This window comes from Streptomyces sp. NPDC043896, assembly GCF_056435605.1.
The window spans coordinates 79389-99972 of the sequence record NZ_JBWKEE010000022.1 but is presented as its reverse complement, the minus strand read 5'-3'; the positions used below and the strand labels follow the sequence as shown (position 1 = coordinate 99972).

Annotated in this window: 14 protein-coding genes and 1 pseudogene; 13 read left to right on the top strand and 2 right to left on the bottom strand. The window is 74.5% G+C overall.

Translation table 11 applies throughout. The features are described from left to right. Nucleotides 1–3: 3 nt before the first annotated feature. Nucleotides 4–966: an ornithine carbamoyltransferase gene (locus AC069X_RS28235; protein WP_478732744.1), complete on the top strand. Its 963-nt coding sequence runs from the start codon at nt 4–6 to the stop codon at nt 964–966. Between the two features lie 125 nt (nt 967–1091). On the opposite strand, the gene AC069X_RS28230 is transcribed toward AC069X_RS28235, so the two are convergent. Then, a complete protein-coding gene (locus tag AC069X_RS28230; protein ID WP_478732743.1) occupies nt 1092–2078 on the bottom strand; it encodes a TauD/TfdA family dioxygenase in 987 nt (328 codons plus the stop codon). A gap of 392 nt (nt 2079–2470) precedes the next feature. On the opposite strand from AC069X_RS28230, the gene AC069X_RS28225 reads away from it, so the two are divergent. The 11 genes and pseudogenes from AC069X_RS28225 to AC069X_RS28175 all read left to right on the top strand — a co-directional run bounded on the left by AC069X_RS28225 (nt 2471) and on the right by AC069X_RS28175 (nt 14380). Next, a complete protein-coding gene (locus AC069X_RS28225) occupies nt 2471–3694 on the top strand; it encodes a methyltransferase domain-containing protein (protein WP_478732741.1) in 1224 nt (407 codons plus the stop codon). Between the two features lie 43 nt (nt 3695–3737). Then, complete coding sequence (gene rfbA, locus AC069X_RS28220) at nt 3738–4610, top strand: glucose-1-phosphate thymidylyltransferase RfbA (protein WP_478732739.1); 873 nt, start codon at nt 3738–3740, stop codon at nt 4608–4610. 76 nt (nt 4611–4686) lie between these two features. Further along, on the top strand, nt 4687–5826 hold the full coding sequence (locus tag AC069X_RS28215; protein WP_478732737.1) for an AMP-binding protein: 1140 nt from the start codon (nt 4687–4689) through the stop codon (nt 5824–5826). Next, nucleotides 5823–7343 carry an HAL/PAL/TAL family ammonia-lyase gene (locus AC069X_RS28210; RefSeq protein WP_478732735.1) on the top strand — a complete coding sequence of 507 codons (1521 nt, stop codon included), beginning with the start codon at nt 5823–5825 and terminating at the stop codon, nt 7341–7343. Before AC069X_RS28215 ends, AC069X_RS28210 begins: the two co-directional genes overlap by 4 nt. Before the next feature lie 293 nt (nt 7344–7636). After that, on the top strand, nt 7637–8596 hold the full coding sequence (locus AC069X_RS28205; protein ID WP_478732733.1) for an LLM class F420-dependent oxidoreductase: 960 nt from the start codon (nt 7637–7639) through the stop codon (nt 8594–8596). Nucleotides 8597–8599: 3 nt separating this feature from the next. After that, entirely contained in the window at nt 8600–9373 is a 774-nt protein-coding gene (locus AC069X_RS28200) for a 4'-phosphopantetheinyl transferase family protein (protein WP_478732731.1), read from the top strand. Further along, nucleotides 9370–10356 (top strand): dTDP-glucose 4,6-dehydratase, encoded by a 987-nt coding sequence (gene rfbB, locus AC069X_RS28195; protein WP_478732729.1) that lies wholly within the window; start codon nt 9370–9372, stop codon nt 10354–10356. The genes AC069X_RS28200 and rfbB overlap by 4 nt, the downstream gene beginning before the upstream one ends. After that, the gene (gene rfbD, locus AC069X_RS28190) at nt 10353–11324 is read left to right on the top strand and encodes a dTDP-4-dehydrorhamnose reductase (RefSeq protein ID WP_478732727.1); all 972 of its coding nucleotides are present in this window, start codon (nt 10353–10355) and stop codon (nt 11322–11324) included. The genes rfbB and rfbD overlap by 4 nt, the downstream gene beginning before the upstream one ends. Then, nucleotides 11306–11773 (top strand): annotated as a pseudogene (locus AC069X_RS28185) (dTDP-4-dehydrorhamnose 3,5-epimerase family protein); the annotation flags it as partial. The gene rfbD and the pseudogene AC069X_RS28185, both read left to right, overlap by 19 nt. Before the next feature lie 321 nt (nt 11774–12094). Further along, nucleotides 12095–13219: a macrolide family glycosyltransferase gene (locus AC069X_RS28180; RefSeq protein ID WP_478732824.1), complete on the top strand. Its 1125-nt coding sequence runs from the start codon at nt 12095–12097 to the stop codon at nt 13217–13219. Between the two features lie 405 nt (nt 13220–13624). Next, nucleotides 13625–14380 (top strand): AfsR/SARP family transcriptional regulator, encoded by a 756-nt coding sequence (locus AC069X_RS28175; RefSeq protein WP_478732725.1) that lies wholly within the window; start codon nt 13625–13627, stop codon nt 14378–14380. Nucleotides 14381–14431: 51 nt separating this feature from the next. On the opposite strand, the gene AC069X_RS28170 is transcribed toward AC069X_RS28175, so the two are convergent. Further along, nucleotides 14432–16306 carry a phosphatidylglycerol lysyltransferase domain-containing protein gene (locus AC069X_RS28170; RefSeq protein ID WP_478732723.1) on the bottom strand — a complete coding sequence of 625 codons (1875 nt, stop codon included), beginning with the start codon at nt 16304–16306 and terminating at the stop codon, nt 14432–14434. A gap of 340 nt (nt 16307–16646) precedes the next feature. Here AC069X_RS28170 and AC069X_RS28165 point away from each other — a divergent pair, with 340 nt between their 5' ends. Continuing rightward, the gene (locus AC069X_RS28165; RefSeq protein WP_478732721.1) at nt 16647–20522 is read left to right on the top strand and encodes an amino acid adenylation domain-containing protein; all 3876 of its coding nucleotides are present in this window, start codon (nt 16647–16649) and stop codon (nt 20520–20522) included. Nucleotides 20523–20584: the final 62 nt, after the last annotated feature.

The following is a 20584-nucleotide window of genomic DNA, read 5'->3' as shown; positions in this document are numbered from 1 at the left end:
TCCATGGACCGGCGACCCGTCCGCCACCTGATCTCCCTCGACGACCTCACCGACGCCGAACTGCGCCACCTCGTCGAGCGGGGTGCCGAGTTCTCCGCCGGCGGGGCGGCGGCCTCCGCCGCCCGCCCGATGGACGGGCTGGTCACGGGGATCTACTTCGCGAAGACGTCCACCCGTACCCGCACGGCGTTCTCGGCGGGGGCGCTGCGGCTCGGCTCCTCCCTCGTCACCTACGGTCCGGGCGACCTGCAGACCAACACCGGGGAGACGAGCGAGGACACGGGCCGGGTGCTCTCCCGGATGCTGGACGTGCTGGTGGCCCGGACGGCCGGGGACCCGGCGGAGATGCGGGCCTGGGCCTCCCAGCAGCGGATGTCCGTGGTCAACGCCATGAGCGCCGAGGAGCACCCCACCCAGGCGCTGACCGACCTGACCACGATGACGCGGCACTTCGGGCGCGTCGAGGGCCTGCGCGTCCTGTACCTCGGCGAGGGCAACAACACGGCGGCGGCGCTGGCCCTGGCGCTGACCCGCTACCCGGGGGTGGAGTTCGAGCTGCGCACTCCGCCGGGGTACGGGCTGGCCGGCCCGATCGCGCGGAAGGCGGCCCGGCAGGCGGAGGCGGCGGGCGCGGTCTTCCGCGAGCTGCACACCATGGAGGACCTGCCGGCGGACCTGGACGTCGTGTACACCGCGCGCTGGCAGACGACCGGCACGACGAAGGCGGACCCGGACTGGCGCGAGGTGTTCGCGCCCTTCCAGGTCCGTGAGGAGCTGTGGGAGAGCAGCCCGAAGGCGGTGTTCATGCACGACCTGCCGGCCCACCGGGGGGACGAGGTGACGGCGGAGGTCCTGGACGGGCCGATGAGCATCGCGTTCGACCAGGCCGAGAACAAGATGCACAGCGCGATGGCCGTCCTGGAGTGGTGCCGGGGGACGGGGCCGGCGCGCGGGGAGGGCGTCTGACCGGCAGGGCGCACGGCGGTCCCCGCGGAAGGCGGGGGCCGGGGACGGCGGGGGCCGGGGACGGCGGGGGCCGGGGACGGCGGGGGCCGGGGACGGCGGGGCCGCGGGGCCCCGCCGTCGCCGGTTCAGTCCAGTACGCTCCCGCCGCCCCTGCGGTCGGAGCGGGAGCGGCGGTGGTCCACGACGGCGTAGACGCGGTGCAGCCAGCGGTCCGTGCCGTCGTAGCGGGGGGTGAAGGCCGTACGGCCGTGCACGGCGAGGCGGTTGTCGACGACGGCCAGGTCGCCCGCGGTCAGGGCGAAGGCCTGCGCGGTCGCCTCGAAGGCGGTGCGCAGCTCCTCCAGGGCCCGCTTCGCCCCGTCGTCGAGGGGGTGGGTGCTGTTGAAGTCGACCACCACGTCGGGGTCCTCGGGGGCGCCCCGCAGTACCGGGTAGGGCGACGGCGGCAGGCCGCCGGCGCCGCCGAAGGACGGCGGTGCCTCGGTGACGAAGCGCTCCTGGGACAGCGTCTCCAGGGCTTCCCGCGAGAGCAGCGGCAGGGCCCGGCGGACGGAGGCGGTGCGCAGCCGGGCGTCACCGGTGGGGTCGGTGCGGACGCACAGCAGGCCGACGTAGTCCGGGCGGCTGTGGTGGAAGGCGTTCTCGGTGTGCATCTCCAGGAGGACCGAGCCGGCGTTGCTCTGCTGCCGTTCCCGGCCGGGGACCGGCACCACGTCCTGGACGAGGGCGCCGGACTTCTCGTTGCGGTAGGCGACCACCTCTCCGAGCTGGAGCATGACGGCGGCGATGGCGCCGGTGGCGGTGGTCGCGGTCCGCTGGACGGAGCCGGGGCGGGTGGGGGTGGCGGGGAGCCGGTCGGGGACGGGGAGGTTGCGGACCAGCAGGACCGCGTCGGGTCCGGCGTCGTGCCGGAACTCCCGTACGGCGGCCTGGAGCCGCCGGGGCAGGTGGGCGGAGGCGGCGCGGGCGGCGGCGAGCCACGCGGGGGCGTCGACGGCTCCGGAGGCGGCGAGGGCGAGTTCCCCGGCCGTCCTCGCGATGTCCTCGCGCTCACCATCGGTGAGCACCACGGCCGATCGGGCCGGGGCGGGCAGATATCGTGTTTCTGTCATTTGTCGCTTGCCTTCTCACTGAATCCGCGCGCGCGAGGACCTCCAGCGGCCGGCGCGGACTCCCTCGGGATTCGGCCCCGATCCGGCGATTTCCGCGGCTCTCCTCGTGGGGCCGCACGCACGGACGGGGGACGCAGCGAGGATATGCACGCGGGGCGCCCGTACGACAGGCCGTTCCGCGTTTTCCCGTACGGGCGGCGGCCGGTTTCCGGGCAATGCCGCGAAAGGCGGTGTTCCTGTCCCGCCAGCGAGACACGGGGCATCACCCGCGCTTCCGCCGCGGACTATTCCTGGTGCAGACTCACCGGGACCTCTTCGGACGGCGCACAGAGACCCGCTCCGAATCTTCTGCATTCCCGTGTCCGGCCGTCGGCCGACTTCCAGGAGCACGTATGCCGAGCAAGTTCCAATGCCGTATCTGTGCCGCTCCGGTGCAGAGTTTCTTCGACTTCGGGCGCCAGCCCCTGTCGGACGCCTTCCTCCCCGTGGACGCGGATCCCGCCCAGGAGTTCTTCTTCCGGCTGGACGTCGGCGTCTGCGAGTCCTGCACGATGGTGCAGCTGACGGAGGAGGTCCCGCGGGACCGGATGTTCCACGAGGCCTACCCGTACTACTCCTCGGGCTCCTCGTACATGCGGACCCACTTCGAGGACCTCGCCAAGCGCCTGCTGACCACCGAGCTGACGGGCGACGACCCGTTCGTCGTCGAGCTGGGCTGCAACGACGGCGTGATGCTCAAGGTGATGGCCGACGCCGGCGTCCGGCACCTGGGCGTGGAGCCCTCGGGCGGCGTCGCGGACGTCGCCGCGAGCAAGGGCGTCCGGGTCCGCAAGTCCTTCTTCGAGGAGTCCGCGGCGCAGGAGATCCTCGCCGAGGACGGCCAGGCGGACGTCATCTACGCCGCGAACACCCTGTGCCACATCCCGTACTCGGTGCTGCCGGGCGTGCGCGCGCTGCTGAAGCCGTCCGGGGTGTTCGTCTTCGAGGACCCGTACCTCGGGGACATCGTCGAGCGGACCTCCTTCGACCAGATCTACGACGAGCACTTCTACTTCTTCACCGCGCGTTCGGTGCAGGAGATGGCGCGCCGCAGCGACCTGGAGCTGGTGGACGTCGAGCGGCTCCCGGTGCACGGCGGCGAGGTGCGCTACTTCCTGGCGCCCGCCGGCCAGCGCGTGCCGTCCGAGGCGGTGGCCGCGCTCATCGCCGAGGAGGAGGAGCGCCGACTGTCCGACCCGGCCACGCTGCGCGCGTTCGGCGAGCGGGTCCTGAAGATCCGCGAGGACCTGGTGGCGCTGCTGGAGAAGCTGCGTGACGAGGGCAAGACGGTGGTCGGCTACGGTGCGACGGCCAAGAGCGCCACGGTGACGAACCTCTGCGGCATCGGCCCGGAGCTGGTCCCGTTCATCTGCGACACCACCCCCGCCAAGCAGGGCCGTCTCAGCCCCGGCACCCACATTCCGGTGAAGCCGCCGGCCGCCTTCTCGGAGTCCTATCCGGACTACGCGCTGCTCTTCGCGTGGAACCACGCCGACGAGATCATGGCGAAGGAGCAGGAGTTCCGGAACTCCGGGGGCAAATGGATCCTCTATGTGCCCGACGTGCACATCGTCTGATCCGGCATTCCGGATCGCCCGACCCTGACGAAAGGGAAGAGCTTTGAAGGGAATTCTTCTCGCGGGCGGCAACGGGACGCGCCTGTACCCCTCGACACTGGCGACTTCCAAGCAGCTGCTCTCGGTCTACGACAAGCCCATGATCTACCACCCCCTTTCCGTGCTGATGCTGGCCGGAATCCGGGAGATCCTGGTGATTTCGCAGCCGACCAGCATTCCGCAGCTGCGGGCCCTGCTGGGTGACGGCTCGCACCTGGGCCTCAGCATCACTTATGCGGAGCAGCCGGAACCGCGCGGTATCGCGGAGGCGCTGATCATCGGCGCGGACCATGTCGGGGACGATTCCTTCGCGCTGATCCTCGGGGACAACATCTTCCACGGCGCCGGATTCCCGCGGCTCCTGCGCGAGGCGCAGGAGAACCTCGACGGGTGCACCCTCTTCGGATATCCGGTCTCGGACCCCGAGCGGTACGGGATCGCCGAGACCGACGCCGAGGGGATGCTGGTGTCGCTGGAGGAGAAGCCGCTCAAGCCGATGTCCGACAACGCGGTCACCGGCCTGTACTTCTACTCCCCGGAGGCGGTGGAGATCGCGCGGGGGCTCACGCCGTCGGCCCGCGGCGAGCTGGAGATCACCGACGTCAACCGGGCGTTCCTGAAGGAGGGCCGGGCCCGGCTCATCCGGCTGGGGCGCGGCTTCACCTGGCTGGACGCCGGTACGCACGACTCGCTGCTGGCGGCCAGTCAGTACGTCCAGGTCATCGAGGCCCGTCAGGGCGTCAGGGTGGCGTGCATCGAGGAGATCGCCCTGCGCATGGGCTACATCGGCGCCGAGGACTGCCACCGTCTCGGCGTGCGGATGAAGAGCTCGCAGTACGGCCAGTACCTCATGCAGATAGCCGAGGTGGCCGCCTGACCGCGGCCCGGTTCCCGCCACCGCGTCCCGCCCGTGCGGCGGGACGCGGGCGGGGCCTCAGTACAGGGGAGTCCGTGTGGAGTATCAGAAGCTGACCCCGACGCGCCTGCTGTCCCTCGGGACGGGTGCGCCGGAGGTCACCGAACGCGCCTGGCGGGTCCGCTGGGACGAGGTGCCGGACGCCGCCGGCACGGTCCTCGGCGCGCTGCCGGAGGCGCTGGAGTTCCGCACGTCCGGGAGCACCGGCCCCAGCCGCGCCTGGCTGCGCACCCGAGGGGACGCGTGGAACGAGGCGGGGATGCTCGCGGAGTTCGTCCGGCCGGACGCGCCGGAGGCGGTGGTGTCGTTCGCCCCGCCGGTCCACGTCTACGGGGCGCTGGCGACCCTGCTGCTGCCGGCCCGGCTGGGCGTGCCGGTCTGGTACCGGCCCGGCTACATCGGCGGGCTGCCGGACACCGGCGCGCGGCGGATCGTGGTCGTGGCCACCCCGTGGATCTTCTCCCTGCTGCTGCGGCACATGGACCTGGTCCGGTCCCTGGAGCACGTCACCGTCCTGTACAGCAGCGCGATGCTGCCGGCCGACGCCGCCGTCTTCCTCCGGGAGGCGGGGCCCGGGCGGGCGTCGGTCGTGGAGCTGCTGGGGTCGACGGAGACCGGCGGTGTGGCCGTGCGCCGCTGGAGCGGGGGCGAGCCTCCCGCCTGGACCCTCTTCCCCGACGTCGCCTTCGCCGGAAGCCCGGACGGCCAGGGCCCGGACGGCCAGGGCCCGGACGGCGCCGCGGTCCCGCTGGTGATCCGCAGTCCCCGCCTCGCCCACCGGCCCGGTGAGCCCGCGCCGCGGGAGTGGGCGACGGGCGACCTCGTCGAGCCGGTGGACGGACGGACGTTCCGGCTGCTGGGCCGCACCGGACGGCTGGTCAAGATCAACGGGCAGCGGGTCAACCTCGACGAGGCGGAGCACACCCTGCGCGCCCGCCTCGGCTGCGCCGACCTGGCGCTCGTACCGGTCAACGACCCCATGATCGGCGAGCACGTCGACCTGTACGTGGTGCCCCGGCCCGGCGCCGGATCCGCCGGCACCGACCTCTCCGCGGTGCGCGCCGTCCTCGGCGCCCGCCCGCGCAAGACCCATGTGGTGCCCGCCCTCAGCCGGTCCGCGCTGGGCAAATTGCAGCACCTCACGACTTCACACTCACCGACAGGGACAGCAACGTGACTCAGACCCCCCTCCCGACCGACAGCGACGACCTCGCCATGCCGTCCCTGGACGCCATCGTCGAGGCCGCCTCCTGGAACGCGAAGCTCGGCCCCCTCACCGACGCGGACGTGGCCCGGATGCGGGAGAGCGGCGCCGTCGTCGACGGCTGCCTCGCCGAGGGCAAGCCCGTCTACGGGCTGACGCGGGGCTTCGGGCCGCTGGTGACGCACTCGGCCAAGTCGGAGATGGAGCAGGGCAACTCGCTCATCTCGCACCTGGGCACGGCGCAGGGCCGGCCCGTCGACCCGGACGCCTCGCGGCTGGTGTTCTGGCTGCGGCTGAACAGCATGCGCAAGGGCTTCTCCGCCGTCTCGCCCGAGTTCTGGCAGCAGCTGGCCGACCTGTGGAACGCGGGCTTCACCCCGGTGATCCCCCGCGACGGCACGGTGAGCGCCAGCGGTGACCTCCAGCCGCTGGCCCACGTGGCGCTGGCCTGTTCCGGGCACGGCGAGGCGTGGGTGCGCGACGAGCGGGGCGCCTGGACCGTACGGCCGGCCGCCGAGGCGCTCGCGGAGCTGAACACGCGGCCGCTGGACTGGCCCGTCCGCGAGGCCCTCGCCTTCGTCAACGGGACCGGTGTCGGCCTGGCCGTCTCCATCCTGAACCAGCGCTCGGCCCTGCGGCTCGTCCGGGCCGTCGCCGCCCTGACCGCGCGCCTGACGGTCCTGCTCGGGGGCAACTCCGAGCACTTCGAGGAGGGCGTCGGCGTGGCCCGCGGGCAGGCCGGGCAGCTGCGCGCGGCCCGCTGGATCCGCGCGGACCTCCCCGAGGACCACCGGCGCGACGAGCGCCGGCCGCTCCAGGAGCCGTACAGCCTGCGCTGTGCGCCGCAGGTGCTGGGCGCGGTGCTGGACCAGCTGGAGGTGGCCGGGGAGTTCCTGCTCCGCGAGGCCAACGGCGTCACCGACAACCCGATCACCTACGAGGGCCGGGTGCTGCACGCGGGCAACTTCCACGCCATGCCGGTGGGCTTCGCCTCGGAGCAGACCGGCCTGGCCATGCACATGGCCGCGTACCTGGCGGAGCGCCAGCTGGCCCTGCTGATCAGCCCCACCACCAACGGCGACCTGCCCATCATGCTGACGCCCCGCGCCGGCCGCGGCGCCGGACTGGCCGGCGTGCAGATCAGCGCCACCTCCTTCATCTCCCGAATCCGGCAGCTGGTGACCCCGGCATCGCTGACGACGCTGCCCACCAACGGCTGGAACCAGGACCACGTCCCCATGGCGCTGAACAGCGCGAACGGTGTGGGCGAGGCGCTGGAGCTGGGCTGGCTCGCCGTCGGCTCGCTCGCCCTCGGCGCGGCCCAGCTCGCGGTGATGACCGAGCGGGAGGCGCCGACGACCGGGGTGTGGGCCGAACTGGCCGGCATCTCCCCGGCGCTGGAGGCCGACCGCCCGATGGCCGGCGAGGTCCGCGCGGCCGCCGCCCTGCTGCGCGGCCACGCGGAGACCCTGCTGGGCGAGGCCGCCTGAGCACGGCCGGAGGGCGCCCCGGCGCCGTGCGCCCGGCGGGGCCGCGCGGGGCCGGGCGCGCCCGTCCGGCCGTCCGGCCGTTCCGCGAGCCGGCCCCGTAGGCCCGTTCCGGGGTGCCGTCCCGGCCCTCGGTCCGGCCGTCCGTCCCGCAGGCCCGTCCGTCCCGCAGGCCCGTCCCCCTGCGCGTCGGCCCGTCGCGCGTGGGCGCGTACCGCCTGCCCCCCGTCCGCTCCGCTCCGTCCGTTCCGTTCCGTTCCGCCGCACGCACCGCAATCGAGACTGGAGACCACCCGATGACCCGCTGGGGCATCACCCTCCCCCTGACCGGCGTGCCCCTGCCGGCGCACCGCGAGCTCGTCGAGCGGCTTCCGGACCTGGGCTACACCGACGTCTGGACGGCCGAGACGGCGGGCACCGACGCCTTCACCCCCCTGGTGCTGGCCTCGCAGTGGTCCTCGCGGCTGCGGCTGGGCACCGCCGTGGCCCCGGTGTTCACCCGGGGGCCGGCCCTGCTCGCGATGACCGCCGCCGCGCTCGCCGACTGCGCGCCCGGCCGGTTCTCCCTCGGCATCGGGGCGTCCTCGCCCGGCGTGGTGCGGGACTGGAACGGCCTGGAGCACACGCAGCCGTACGGCCGGACCCGCGACACCCTGCGGTTCCTGCGCTCGGCGTTCACCGGGAGACCGGTGACGGCCCAGTACCCGACCTTCTCGGTGCGCGGGTTCCGGCTGGACCGGCCGCCGGCCACTCCCCCGCCGGTGCTGCTGGCCGCGCTGCGTCCCGGCATGCTGCGGCTCGCCGCGTCCGAGGCGGACGGGGCGATCACCAACTGGCTGGCGCCGCACGACGTGCCGAAGGTACGGGCCGAGGTCGGGCCGGACACCGAGCTGGTCGCGCCGGTCTTCGTGTGCGTCACCGAGGACGCCCGCGAGGCCCGCCGACTGGGCCGCATGATGATCAGCAGCTATCTCACCGTGCCCGCCTACCGGGCGTTCCAGGACTGGCTCGGGCGGACGGAACCGCTCGCCGCGATGCACCGGGCCTGGGACGCGGGCGAGCGGTGGCGGGCGGTGATGGCCGTGCCGGACGAGGCGGTGGACGAGCTGATCGTGCACGGCAGCGCCGAGGAGTGCCGGGCGCGGATCCGCGCGTACGCGGAGCACGGCCTGGACACCCCCGTGATCGCGCTGCTGCCCTCCCAGGGGGGCGATCCCGTCGCGCAGGTCGAGGCGCTCGCCCCCGGGCTGGACTGACGCATGCTCCCACTGATCGTCCCGGCCGGTGTCGAGGCCGTCGAGCGCCACGGCGACGGGCCGTCCGCCCTGCTGTTCCCCGAGGAACGGGCGCTGGCCGCCCATATGCGCGCCGCCCGGCGGCGCGAGTTCGCCACCGTGCGGCACTGCGCCCGGCGCGCGGGCCTGCGCATCGGCCTCCCGCCCGCTCCGCTGCTCACCGGCCCGAGGGGCGCGCCCCGCTGGCCCGACGGCGTCGTCGGCAGCATGACGCACTGCCGCGGGTACCGCGCCGCGGCGCTCGCCCGCACCGACGACGCCCGGGCCATCGGCATCGACGCCGAACCGCACCGGGCGCTGCCCGACGGCATGCTGGCCCGGATCGCGCTCCCGGAGGAGCGTGCGGAGCAGCGCGAGCTGCGCGGCCTGGACGACGGGGTGTGCTGGGACCGCCTGCTGTTCTGCGCCAAGGAGGCCGTGTACAAGGTGTGGTCCCCGCTGACGCACGCCTGGCTGGGCTTTCACGAGGCCTCGGTCAGCATCGCGGCGGAGACCTGCTCCCCGGCGCCCGGCACGACGGCCGGGCGGTTCCGCGTACGTCTCCTCAAGGACCCGCCGGAGGGCGCGGCGGGCCGGGTCCCGCCCGTCCTCGACGGGCGCTGGATCGCCTCCGGGCAGCTGCTGGTCACCTCGATCGTGGTGCCGGCCCGTCCCGCTCCCGCCACCCCCGCCTCCCCTTCCACCCTTCCCGCCCATCGGCCCGCGCCGGTGCTCACGACAAGGTGCGCATTCCCATGACGACCCGGATTCTCGTGACCGGGGGAGCCGGATTCATCGGCTCCCACTACGTCCGCACGCTGCTCGGCCCGCAGGGGCCCGGCGACGTCACCGTGACCGTGCTCGACAAGCTCACCTACGCCGGCTGCGTGGCCAACCTGGACCCCGTACGCACGCACCCGCGCTACGAGTTCGTCCACGGCGACATCTGCGACAAGAAGCTCGTGCGGGACCTCATGGCGGAGCACGACCAGGTGGTGCACTTCGCCGCGGAGTCCCACGTCGACCGTTCCATAGACGGCGGTGACGAGTTCTTCCGTACGAACGTCCTGGGCACCCACACCCTCCTCTCCGCCGCGCACCAGGCGGGCGCCGGCACCTTCGTCCAGATCTCCACCGACGAGGTGTACGGCTCGATCGAGGAGGGGTCCTGGCCCGAGTCGCACCCGCTGCGGCCCAGTTCCCCGTATTCGGCGAGCAAGGCGGGCGGGGACCTGGTGGCGCTGTCGTACCACCGCACCCACGGCCTGGACGTGCGCCTGACGCGCTGCTCGAACAACTACGGGCACCACCACTTCCCCGAGAAGGTCATCCCCCTGTTCATCACCCGCCTCCTCGACGGCGGCACGGTCCCGCTGTACGGGGACGGCGGCAACGTCCGCGACTGGCTGCACATCGACGACCACGTCCAGGGCATCGAGCTCGTGCGGACCGGGGGGCGCGCCGGGGAGGTCTACAACATCGGGGGCGGCACCGAACTGTCCAACCGCGAGCTCACCGAGCTGCTCCTGGAGGCCACCGGCCGGGAGTGGGAGGAGGCCGTGGAACACGTCGAGGACCGCAAGGGGCACGACCGCCGCTACTCCGTGGACTGCACCAAGATCCGCGAGGAGCTGGGCTACGTGCCGCGCGTGCCGTTCGAGCAGGGCCTCGCCGACACCGTGCGCTGGTACCGCGAGAACCGCGCCTGGTGGGAGCCGTTGCAGGAGCGGGCGGCCCTGTGACGGCACGCGACGCGCGGCCCTGGCTGGTGACCGGCGCCGGGGGCATGCTCGGCCGGGAGCTGCTCGGCCGGCTGGCGGACGCCGGGATCGACGCCGTGGGCACCGGCCGTGAGGCCCTGGACGTCACCGGTGCGGACTCGGTGCGCGCGGCGTTCGCCGCCCACCGGCCCGCCCTGGTGGTCAACTGCGCCGCGCTGACCGCGGTGGACGCCATCGAGGAGAACGAGGCGCCGGCCCTCGCGGTCAACGGGACGGGCCCGCGCCTGCTGGCCGGGGCCTGCCGCGCCCGGGGGATCCCGCTGCTGCACGTCTCCACGGACTACGTCTTCGACGGGCTGCGCCGCGACCCGTACCCGGAGCACGCGGAGCCCGCCCCGCGCAGCGCGTACGGGCGCACCAAGCTGGCCGGCGAACGGGCGGTCCTGGAGCTGCTGCCGGACACCGGCTACGTGGTGCGGACCGCCTGGCTGTACGGCGCCGGCGGGAACAGCTTCGTGCGCACGGTGGCCGGGCTGGAGCGGGAGCGGCCCACGCTGGAGGTGGTCGAGGACCAGTGGGGGCAGCCGACCTGGACGGCCGACCTGGCGCGGCACCTGGTGGCGCTGGGCCGCCGCGCGCTGGCCGGGACCGCACCGGCGGGCGTCTACCACGGCAGCAGCGGCGGCGCCACGACGTGGTTCGCCTTCTGCCGGGAGATCTTCCGGCTGCTCGGCGCCGACCCGGAGCGGGTGCTGCCCACCACCGGCGACCGCTACGCGCGCCCGGCGCCCCGGCCGGCCTACAGCGTGCTCGGCCACCAGCGCTGGCACGCCGCGGGCATGGCGCCGATCCGGGACTGGCGGACGGCGCTGGCCGAGGCGCTGCCCGCGATGGGCCACGGCCCGGCAGTCCACCCCGTGACGACGGGCGCGCCAGACGGACGCGACGCGCTCGAGAAAGCCGAGATCAGATGCGACCCCTGCGCATAGAAGGTGCCTGGATCCACGAACCCGAGGTGTTCACCGACGAACGGGGCAGCTTCCACGAGTGGTTCAAGGGCGACGCCTTCCGTGCCGCCACCGGCCTGGACCTCCCGCTCGCCCAGGCGAACGTCTCCGTGTCGCGGCGCGGTGCGCTGCGCGGCATCCACTTCGCGGAGGTCCCGCCGGGGCAGGCGAAGTACATCACCTGTGTGCGCGGGGCGGTCCTCGACGTGATCGTCGACGTCCGCACGGGCTCCCCGACGTTCGGGCAGTGGGAGATGGCCCGGCTCGACGACACCGGCCGCCGGGCCGTCTACCTCTCGGCGGGGCTGGGGCACGCCTTCATCTCGCTGACGGACGACGCCACGGTGGTCTACCTGTGCTCCGAGGGCTACGCGCCCGGGCGCGAGCACGGCATCCACCCGCTGGACCCGGAGCTGGCCATCGACTGGCCGGCGGACCTGGTGCCCGTCCTGTCGGAGAAGGACGCGCGGGCCCCCTCGCTGGCCGAGGCGGGCCGGCGCGGGCTGCTGCCCGCCCACCGGCCGCTGCCCGCGCCGGCACCGGCACCGGCACCGGCACCGGCACCGGCACCGGCACCGGCACCACGGTCGGTACCTGCGGCGCCGTCGGCACCCGCGCCAAAGCCGGCGCCCACCCATCAGCCGCCGCCCGCACCCCAGTCGGTACCCGCGACGCGGCCGGCGCCCGCACCACGGCCCGTACCCGTGGCGCGGCCGGTTCCCGGGCCGGCGGAGCGGCCCGCGCACGTGGCCATGTTCAGCGTGGCCGCCCACGGCCACGTCAATCCCGGTCTGGAGGTGATCCGCGAGCTCGTCGCCCGCGGCCACCGCGTGACCTACGCCGTCCCCGAGGCCTTCGCCGACGTCGTCGCCGCGACGGGCGCCGAGCCGCGCACCTTCACCAGTACGCTGCCCGCGCCCGGCGCGGCGGACGCGTGGGAGGGCGGACTCGTCGACCACCTGCGGCTGTTCATGGCCGACGCCGGCCGGGCCCTGCCCCAGCTGCTGCGGCTGTACCAGGACGACCGGCCCGATCTGGTGCTGTACGACCCGATGGCGTACGCGGCCCGGGTGCTGGCCGACCGCTGGGGGATCCCGGCGGTCCAGCTGTCGCCGCACGCCGTCGCCTGGGAGGGCTACGAGGAGGACCTGGCGGCGGGCCGGGTGGGCCCGGCCCACACCTGGCTCGCCAACGACGGCGTGTCCATCGGCCCGGGGAAGGTGGCCCGCCGCCCCGAACGCTGCGTCGCCCTGGTCTCGGAGCTCCTCCAGCCGCACGCGGACCGGGTCGACCGCTCCGTCTACTCGTTCACGGGCCCCTGCCCGCCGGGCGGCGGGGCCGCGGACGGCTGGACGCGTCCGGCGCACGCCGAGAACGTCGCCCTGATCTCCCTCGGCACCCTGTTCACCCGGGCCGCCGGTTTCTACCGGGCGTGCGTCGCGGCCTTCGACGGCCTGCCGGGGTGGCACGTGGTCCTCCAGATCGGCTCCGGCACCGACCCGGCGGAGCTCGGGGAGGTCCCGCCGCACGTCGAGGTGCGCCGCTGGGTCCCCCAGGCGGCCGTGCTCGCGCGGGCCGACGTCTTCGTCACGCACGCGGGCGCCGGCAGCGCGCACGAGGGGCTCGTCCACGGGGTGCCGATGGTGGCCGTCCCCCGGGCGGCCGATCAGTTCGGCAACGCCGAGATGCTGGAGGCGCTGGGCGTCGCCCGGCGGCTGGACGCCGACGGCCTGACGCCGGAGGCGCTGCGCGCGACGGTCCTCGGCCTCCTCGCCGACCCCGGGCTGCCCGGGCGGTTCGCGGCGGTCCGGCGCCGGCTGGCCTCGGAGGGCGGTGCCTCCCGCGCGGCCGACCTGATCGAGGCCGAACTGGCCTGACCCGCCCGCCCCGCCTCCCCGCCTCCCCGTCCGGCCCCGCGCGGAGCCGCCGGCCGTTCCCGACACCCGTCCGGAGCGGCCGGCGGCCTGCCGCGTTTTCCATGCTTTTACCGGCTTGTCGGACAGTGATCCGCGGGTGCGTCGGTATAGTCGATCTTGCGTTCGAGGGGCGGCCCGGCAGACCACCGGCCGCCACAGGCCGAGCGCGACGAGCGGCTCCCGCCGCTCGGCACACGTTCCGCCCCGATCGCAGACCGGCCGGCGCAGGGTTCTCGCACCGGTCCGCACCATCGTCCGGGAACTGCGCGCGCCCGCGTCGAACCGCACGGTCCGCCGGTTCAGTTGCCCGGGCCCTTCGACCATGGGGGATGAAGAATGTTTTTTCGTGTACTCGGGACATTTACCGTGGAAACGGACGAAGGAACGCCGCGGACCCCGCAGGCGTTGAAGCTCCGGGCCCTGCTGGCCCTGCTGTGCCTGAACGAGGGGCGCCCGCTGTCCGTGCCCCAGCTCATCGAGGCCCTCTGGTCGGGTGAGCCGCCGCGCACCGCGTCCACCGCGCTGCAGGTGTACGTCTCACGGCTCCGCAAGCACCTGGCGGGTGCGGGCCTCGACGCGTCCGCGCTGCTCACCCGGCCGCCCGGCTACCTGCTGGAACTCACCCCGCTCGCCCTGGACCTGCACCGGTTCGAGTCGCTGTGCCTGCGGGCCGGGCACCTGCGCGGGGCGGGCCGGCTGGAGGAGGCGTCGTCGACGCTCTCCCAGGCGCTCGAACTGTGGACCGGCCCCGCCCTGGCGGACCTGCGCACGGTCCCGGCCCTGCACCGCCTGGGCCTCCAGCTGGACGAGAAGCGCTCGGCCGCCCTGGAGGAGCGGGCCGAGACGGAACTGCTCCTGGGGCGGCACAAGTCGCTGACCGGCGAGCTCTACGCGCTGATCGACGAGCAGCCGATGCGGGAGACCTTCCACGGGCTGCTGATGCTCGCGCTCTACCGCAGCGGCCGCCCCGCCGAAGCGCTGATGATCTACAACCGGGTCCGGCGGGTGCTCGTCGACGAGCTCGGCATCGAGCCGGGGCCCCGGCTGCGGCAGCTCCAGCAGTCGGTGCTGGCGCGGGACGTCAGCCTGGAGGAGCAGCCGCTGGCCCACCTCGCCTGCTGAGGGGGCCCGTTCCTCCCCGTGCCCCCTCCGGTCCCGTGGCGCGCGCCGCGCTCACGGGGCCGCGGGGGGCGCCGTCGCGGCGGCGGTCTCCCGGCGCGCCGGCCCGGGGCCCCGCTTGGGCCGGCCGAGGGTGACGAAGGCCTCCGCCTGCATCACCGCGAGCCCGATGCGCGGCAGGTCGCGGTGGTGCGGGAAGACCAGGAACCGCGGTACCCATTCCGGCTGGAACTTGGCGTTGAACTTGTACAGCGACTCGATCTGGAACCACCGCGAGAGCCAGACGAGCAGCCACCGCCAGGCCCGCAGCACCGGACCCGCCCCGAGCCGCTCGCCCCTGGCCAGGGCCGCGCGGAACATGGCGAAGTTGAGCGAGACCCGGCGGATCCCGAGCGCGGGCGCCGCCTGCAGGACGGCCACGATCAGCAGCTCGTTGAGGCCGGGGTCGGCCGCGCGGTCGCGGCGCATCAGCTCCAGTGAGATCCCCTCGGGGCCCCACGGCACGAAGTGCAGCACGGCCTTGAGGTCGTCGGCGTCCGGCGCCCCGTCGGTCCCCTCCGTCCCCTCCGTCCCGTCCGCCGCGCCGGGGCCGCCGTCCGGCGTCTGGTGCGCGGTGACCACCACGCAGCCGGTGTCGTCCGGGTCGCCGAAGCGGCCGAGGGCGGTGGAGAAGCCCCGCTCGATGTCGGTGCCGCGCCAGCGGGCGGCGGCGTCCGCGATCCGCGCCCGCTCCGCGTCGTCGAGGTCGCAGACCCGGCGGACCTTGCAGGAGTAGCCGTTGCGCTCCACGCGCTTGACCATCTGCCGTACGTTGCGCATGGCCCGGCCGCTCAGCGAGAACTCGTCGGTGTGCACGACCGCCTCGTCGCCCAGCTCCAGTGCGTCCAGCCCCGCTTCGCGGACCCACACCTCGCCGCCGGTCTCGCCGCAGCCGACGACGGCCGGCACCCAGGCGTGCCTCCTGGCCTCCTCCATGAACGCCTTGATCGCGCCGGGCCAGGCCTCGACGTCGCCGATGGGGTCGCCGGAGGCGAGCATCACCCCGGACTCGACGCGGTAGGCGATCGCGGCCTTGCCGGTCGGAGAGAACAGCACGCTCTTGTCGCGCCGCAGGGCGAAGTACCCCAGGGAATCGCGTTCACCGTGCCGGTCCAGCAGCCCGCGCACCCGCGCCTCGTCCGCCAGGGAGAGCTCGGCCAGCGGCTTCTCGGGCCGCAGGAACAGGTACGAGGTGGTCAGCAGGGTGATCAGGCCGAGCGCCGCGAGCGAGTAGCCGACCAGGTCGCCGACCCGTCCGGAGGTGTAGTGCACCGGCCCCTCGACGCCCACGAGCCCGTACACGGTGTGCCGCAGCCGCTCCTCCAGGGAGGGGGCGCCGGCCTCGGAGTCCGGGTGCACGCTGGTGATCAGCAGCCCCAGGAGGAGGGACACCCCGCCCACTCCGACGAGGTTCAGCAGGGCCCGCCAGCGGGTGCGCGGGTCGGAGCGCGCGTAGAACTCCCGGCGGTACAGCACCATCACCAGGAGCAGCGCGAACGAGAGCACCCCCGCGGCCGTGGTGTGCCAGCGCAGCAGCTGCAGCAGCCCGCCGATCGGCAGCAGCACCACCACCGCCCGCCACGCGCGGCGCTTGCGGCGGCGCAGCGCGTGCGCCAGCAGGACGAGCAGGACGCCGACCATCAGCGAGCCGACCGCGGCCGCCGTGGTGGTGACCCCGGGCAGCTGACCGGCCAGCAGGCGCACCCGGTTGTGGCGGAAGCCGGGGAAGACGGCGGCCGCGAGGTCGACCAGTCCGATCAGCAGGCAGGCGTACGCGGCGAGGGTGGGGACGCGCGGCCTGGGCGCCGGGGTCGCACGGTCGGTGAGGGCCCGCAGTCCCGGGCGGCGGCTCGTGGCCGGGTCCGGTCGCGGAGGCGCTGAAATGCTCATGAGGCGCAAATCTAAAGCCGGGCCGTGGAAATGGAGTCATCCTGCGGAAGGATATCTTCCCCGGTTTAGCGGCGGTTTAGCGAGATGAAATGTCAGTGGCGTGCATGCGTGCGTTTAGCGCCACCAACTAGCTTTCTTCACGCCAGGTTTTGGCAGGTGGAGGAGGTATGGGCCGGTCGGGAACGCGTCTGGAAACGGACGCTCGCCGGTTATCCGTACGCCCTCCGCATTTCCTGTCCGCCGCAAGTGAGAAGCATGTGGGAAGCCGCCTACCGGCGCGCCGATACGAGGGAGTGTGGAAGAAGTGTCAGGGTCCGGATCCGGCGGCATGCTCCTTCCCGTGTCGACGGCCCAGCGTGAGATGTGGCTGGCCGAACAGATGGATCCGGCCGCCCCGCAGCAGCGCATCGGCGAGTACCTCGAACTCGGGGGCCCCGTCGACCGGCGGGCCTTCGAGGCGGCGATGCGGCAGACCATCGCGGAGGCCGGCCAGATGAACGCCCGGTTCACCGAGGAGGACGGCGAGCCCCGCCAGCGCGTGGACCCGCTGCGCGACTGGGAGTTCCCGGTCCTCGACCTCGGCGGCGAACCGGACCCGGAGGCCGCCGCCCTGGCCTGGATGCGGGCCGACCTGGGCCGCCGCCTGGACCTCGCCGAAGGGCCGCTCTTCTCGTACGCCCTGCTCCTCCTCGGGCCGGACCGCGCCTTCTGGTACCTCAGCACCCACCACGCCGTGGCGGACGGACACACGGGCGCGCTCCTCGCCCAGCGGGTCTGCGAGCTCTACGCCGCCGTGACCGGGGGCCTCCCCCTGCCCGCCGGCCGGTTCGGGTCCGTGGCGGACATGCTGGCGGACGACGCGGCCTACCAGGCCTCCGAGCGGGCCGCGGCCGACCGGGCGTACTGGACGCGGCGGTTCGCGGACCGGCCGGACGTCGCCACCCTCGCCTCCCGCCCGGCCTCCGGACCCTCCGGCCTGCCGCCGGTCACCCACACGGGCAGCCTCTCCGCGGCGGAGTCCGAGGCGCTCAAGAGCGCCGCCCGGGCGCTGCGCACCCACTGGTCCGTCCTGGTGATCGCGGCGGCCGCCGCCCAGGTCCACCGGCTCACCGGCGAGCGGGACGTCATCCTGAGCCTGCCGATGGCCGCCCGTACCGACGCCGCGGCCCGTTCCACCCCGGGCATGTACTCCAACGCCCTGCCGCTGCGCGTCACGGTCCGCCCCGGCGCCACGGTGCGGGAACTCGTCCGCGAGGTCGCCGGCGCGTTCCGGGAGATGATCCGGCACCAGCGGCACCGGGGCGAGCACCTCGGGCGCGACCTCGGCCTTCCGGACACGGGGCGCTACCGGACCGCGCCGATGGTCAACGTCATGTCGTTCGACTACGACATCCGGTTCGCGGGGCGGCCCGCCACCGCCCACCACCTGACCCAGGGGACCGTCGAGGACCTGTCGTTCACGGTCTTCGACCGCGCCGACGGCCGGGGCCTGCGCATCGACCTCGTCGCCGACCCGGCCCGCTACGACGCCGGCGAACTGACCGGGCACCACGCCCGTTTCCTGCGCCTCCTGCACGCCTTCACCGCCGGCCCGGACACGGAGGTGGACTCCGTCGAGCTGCTCACCGACGGCGAACGGCTGCGGCTGCTCACCGAGCTCGGCGCCCCCGAACGCAAGGACCGGGAGACCGGCCTGCCCGAGCTGTTCGCCCGGCAGGCCGCGGCCACCCCGGACCGGCCGGCCGTCGTCTCCGAGGAGGCCACGCTCACCTACCGGGAGCTGGACGAGGCCTCGAACCGGCTGGCCCGGCTCCTGATCGCCCGGGGCGTCGGCCCCGAGCGGACCGTCGCCCTCGCCCTGCCCCGCTCGGCCGCCCTCGCCGTCGCGGTGCTCGCCGTCCTGAAGGCGGGCGGCTGCTACCTCCCCCTCGACCCCGGATACCCGCAGGACCGGCTGGCGTTCATGCTGGACGACACCGCGCCCGCCGTCGTGCTGACCACCTCGGACACGGCCCGGCTGCTGCCCCCGGCGGACGCCCCGCCGCTGCTCCTCGACGCGGCCGGCACCCTGGCCGAACTGCAACGGCTGCCCGCCACCGCGATCGGCGACGGGGAGCGGCCGCACCGGCTCGATCCGGAGCACCCCGTCTACGTCATCTACACCTCGGGCACCACCGGCCGCCCCAAGGGCGTGCTGATGCCCGGCCGGGCCCTGGTCAACCTGCTGCTGTGGCACGACGGGGCCTTCCCCCCGGCCCCCGGCACGCGGACCGCCCAGTTCACCGCGCTCAGCTTCGACGTGTCCGTGCAGGAGATCCTGTCCGCGCTGCTGTTCGGGAAGACCCTGGTGGTCCCGTCCGAGGAGGTCCGGCGCGATCCCGGGCTGCTCGCGGCCTGGCTCGACGAGGAGCGCGTCAACGAGCTCCACGCCCCGAACCTCGTCCTGGAGGCCGTCTGCGAGGCGGCCCTCGACCAGGGGCGGAGCATCCCGTCGCTGCGGGTCCTGGCCCAGGGCGGCGAGGCGCTCACCCCGAGCCGCACGGTACGGGAGTTCGTGCGCGGCGCCGCCGGGCGACGGCTGCACAACCACTACGGCCCGAGCGAGACCCACCTGGTGACGGCCCACACCCTGGCGGCGGACCCGGACACCTGGCCGGCCGCCGCCCCGATCGGCCGGCCCGTCCCCAACGTCCGGGCGTACGTCCTGGACTCCGGGCTGCGGCTGGTCCCGGAGGGCGTCCGGGGAGAGCTGTACCTCGCCGGGGAGGGGCTGGCCCGCGGCTACCTGAACCGCCCCGGGCTGACCGCCGACCGGTTCCTCCCCGACCCCCACGGGGCGCCGGGGAGCCGCATGTACCGCACCGGGGACGTGGTCCGCTGGCTGCCGGACGGGAACCTGGAGTACCACGGCCGCTCCGACGACCAGATCAAGGTCCGCGGCTTCCGGATCGAGCCCGGCGAGATCAAGGCGGTCCTGGCCGCCTGCCCCGGCATCGTCCACGCCGAGGTGGTGGCCCGGGAGGTCAGGCCCGGCGACCGGCAGCTCGTCGCGTACGTCGTCCCGCGCACTCCGGGCTGCGACACGACCGCGGTGCGCGCGTTCGTACGGGAACGGCTGCCCGCCCACATGGTGCCCTCGGCCGTCGTGGAGCTGGCGGAGCTGCCACTCACGCCGAACGGGAAGCTGGACCGCCGGGCGCTGCCCGAGCCCCGGCCCGCCGCCGCCGCGCCGGCCCGCGAACCGGCCACCGAGCACGAACGCGTGCTGTGCGGGCTCTTCGCGCAGGTGCTGGAGCTGCCGGCGGTCGGCGCCGACGAGAGCTTCTTCGAGCTCGGGGGCCACTCGCTGATCGCCGCCCGGCTCGTCTCGCGGATCCGCACCGCCCTCGGCCTGCCCCTGGAGGTGCACGACCTGTTCGCGGCGCCGACCCCGGCCGCGCTCGCGGGGCGGCTCGCCCGCCCGTCGTCCGCCGCCGCGCAGGGGTCGCCGCTGCCGCTGCGCGCGGAGGGCTCCCGGCCCCCGCTGTTCTGCGTCCATCCGGCCGCCGGGACGGGATGGCCGTACGCGGCGCTGCTGCCGCACCTCGGCCCCGACCAGCCCGTGTACGCCCTCCAGGCGCGCGGCCCCGGGATGGCCCCGGGCTTCCCGGCGACCGTCGAGGAGATGGCGGCCGACTACGTGGCGCAGATCCGCGCGGTGCGCCCGGAGGGGCCCTACCGGATCCTCGGCTGGTCCTTCGGCGGGCTGGTGGCCCACGCCATGGCCGCCCTCCTCGAACGCGACGGCGCTGAGGTCGACCTGCTCGTGCTGCTGGACTCGTATCCCGTGGACGACCGGCTCCGGAACGGCCTGCCCGGATTCAGCGAGGAGGAGTTCGAACGGGCCCTGCGCCAGTCGGCCGAGGACGGCTCCCTGCCGGGGGACGAGCGGGAGCTGACGGCGCTCCGCGAGGTCTACCGCGGCAACCTCGGCCTGATGGCGGGCTTCCGGCCCGGAAGGTTCCGGGGCGACCTGCTGTTCTTCCGGGCCGCGCGGACCGACCCCGGCGACCCGTACGAGGCGGGCCGCGGCACGGCGCGGTCCTGGGCGGACCACATCGGCGGGGCGGTGGAGTCCCACGACGTGGCCGCCACCCACCACCGGATGATGCGGCCGGCGGCCCTGGCCGAGATCGGGCCGGTCCTCGCCGCCCGGCTGCGCTCCGCCGGCGGGTGACGGCCCCGCCCGCGGCCCCGCCCGCATCCCAGCCCCTGGCAGGAATCCCCCGGCACGAGACC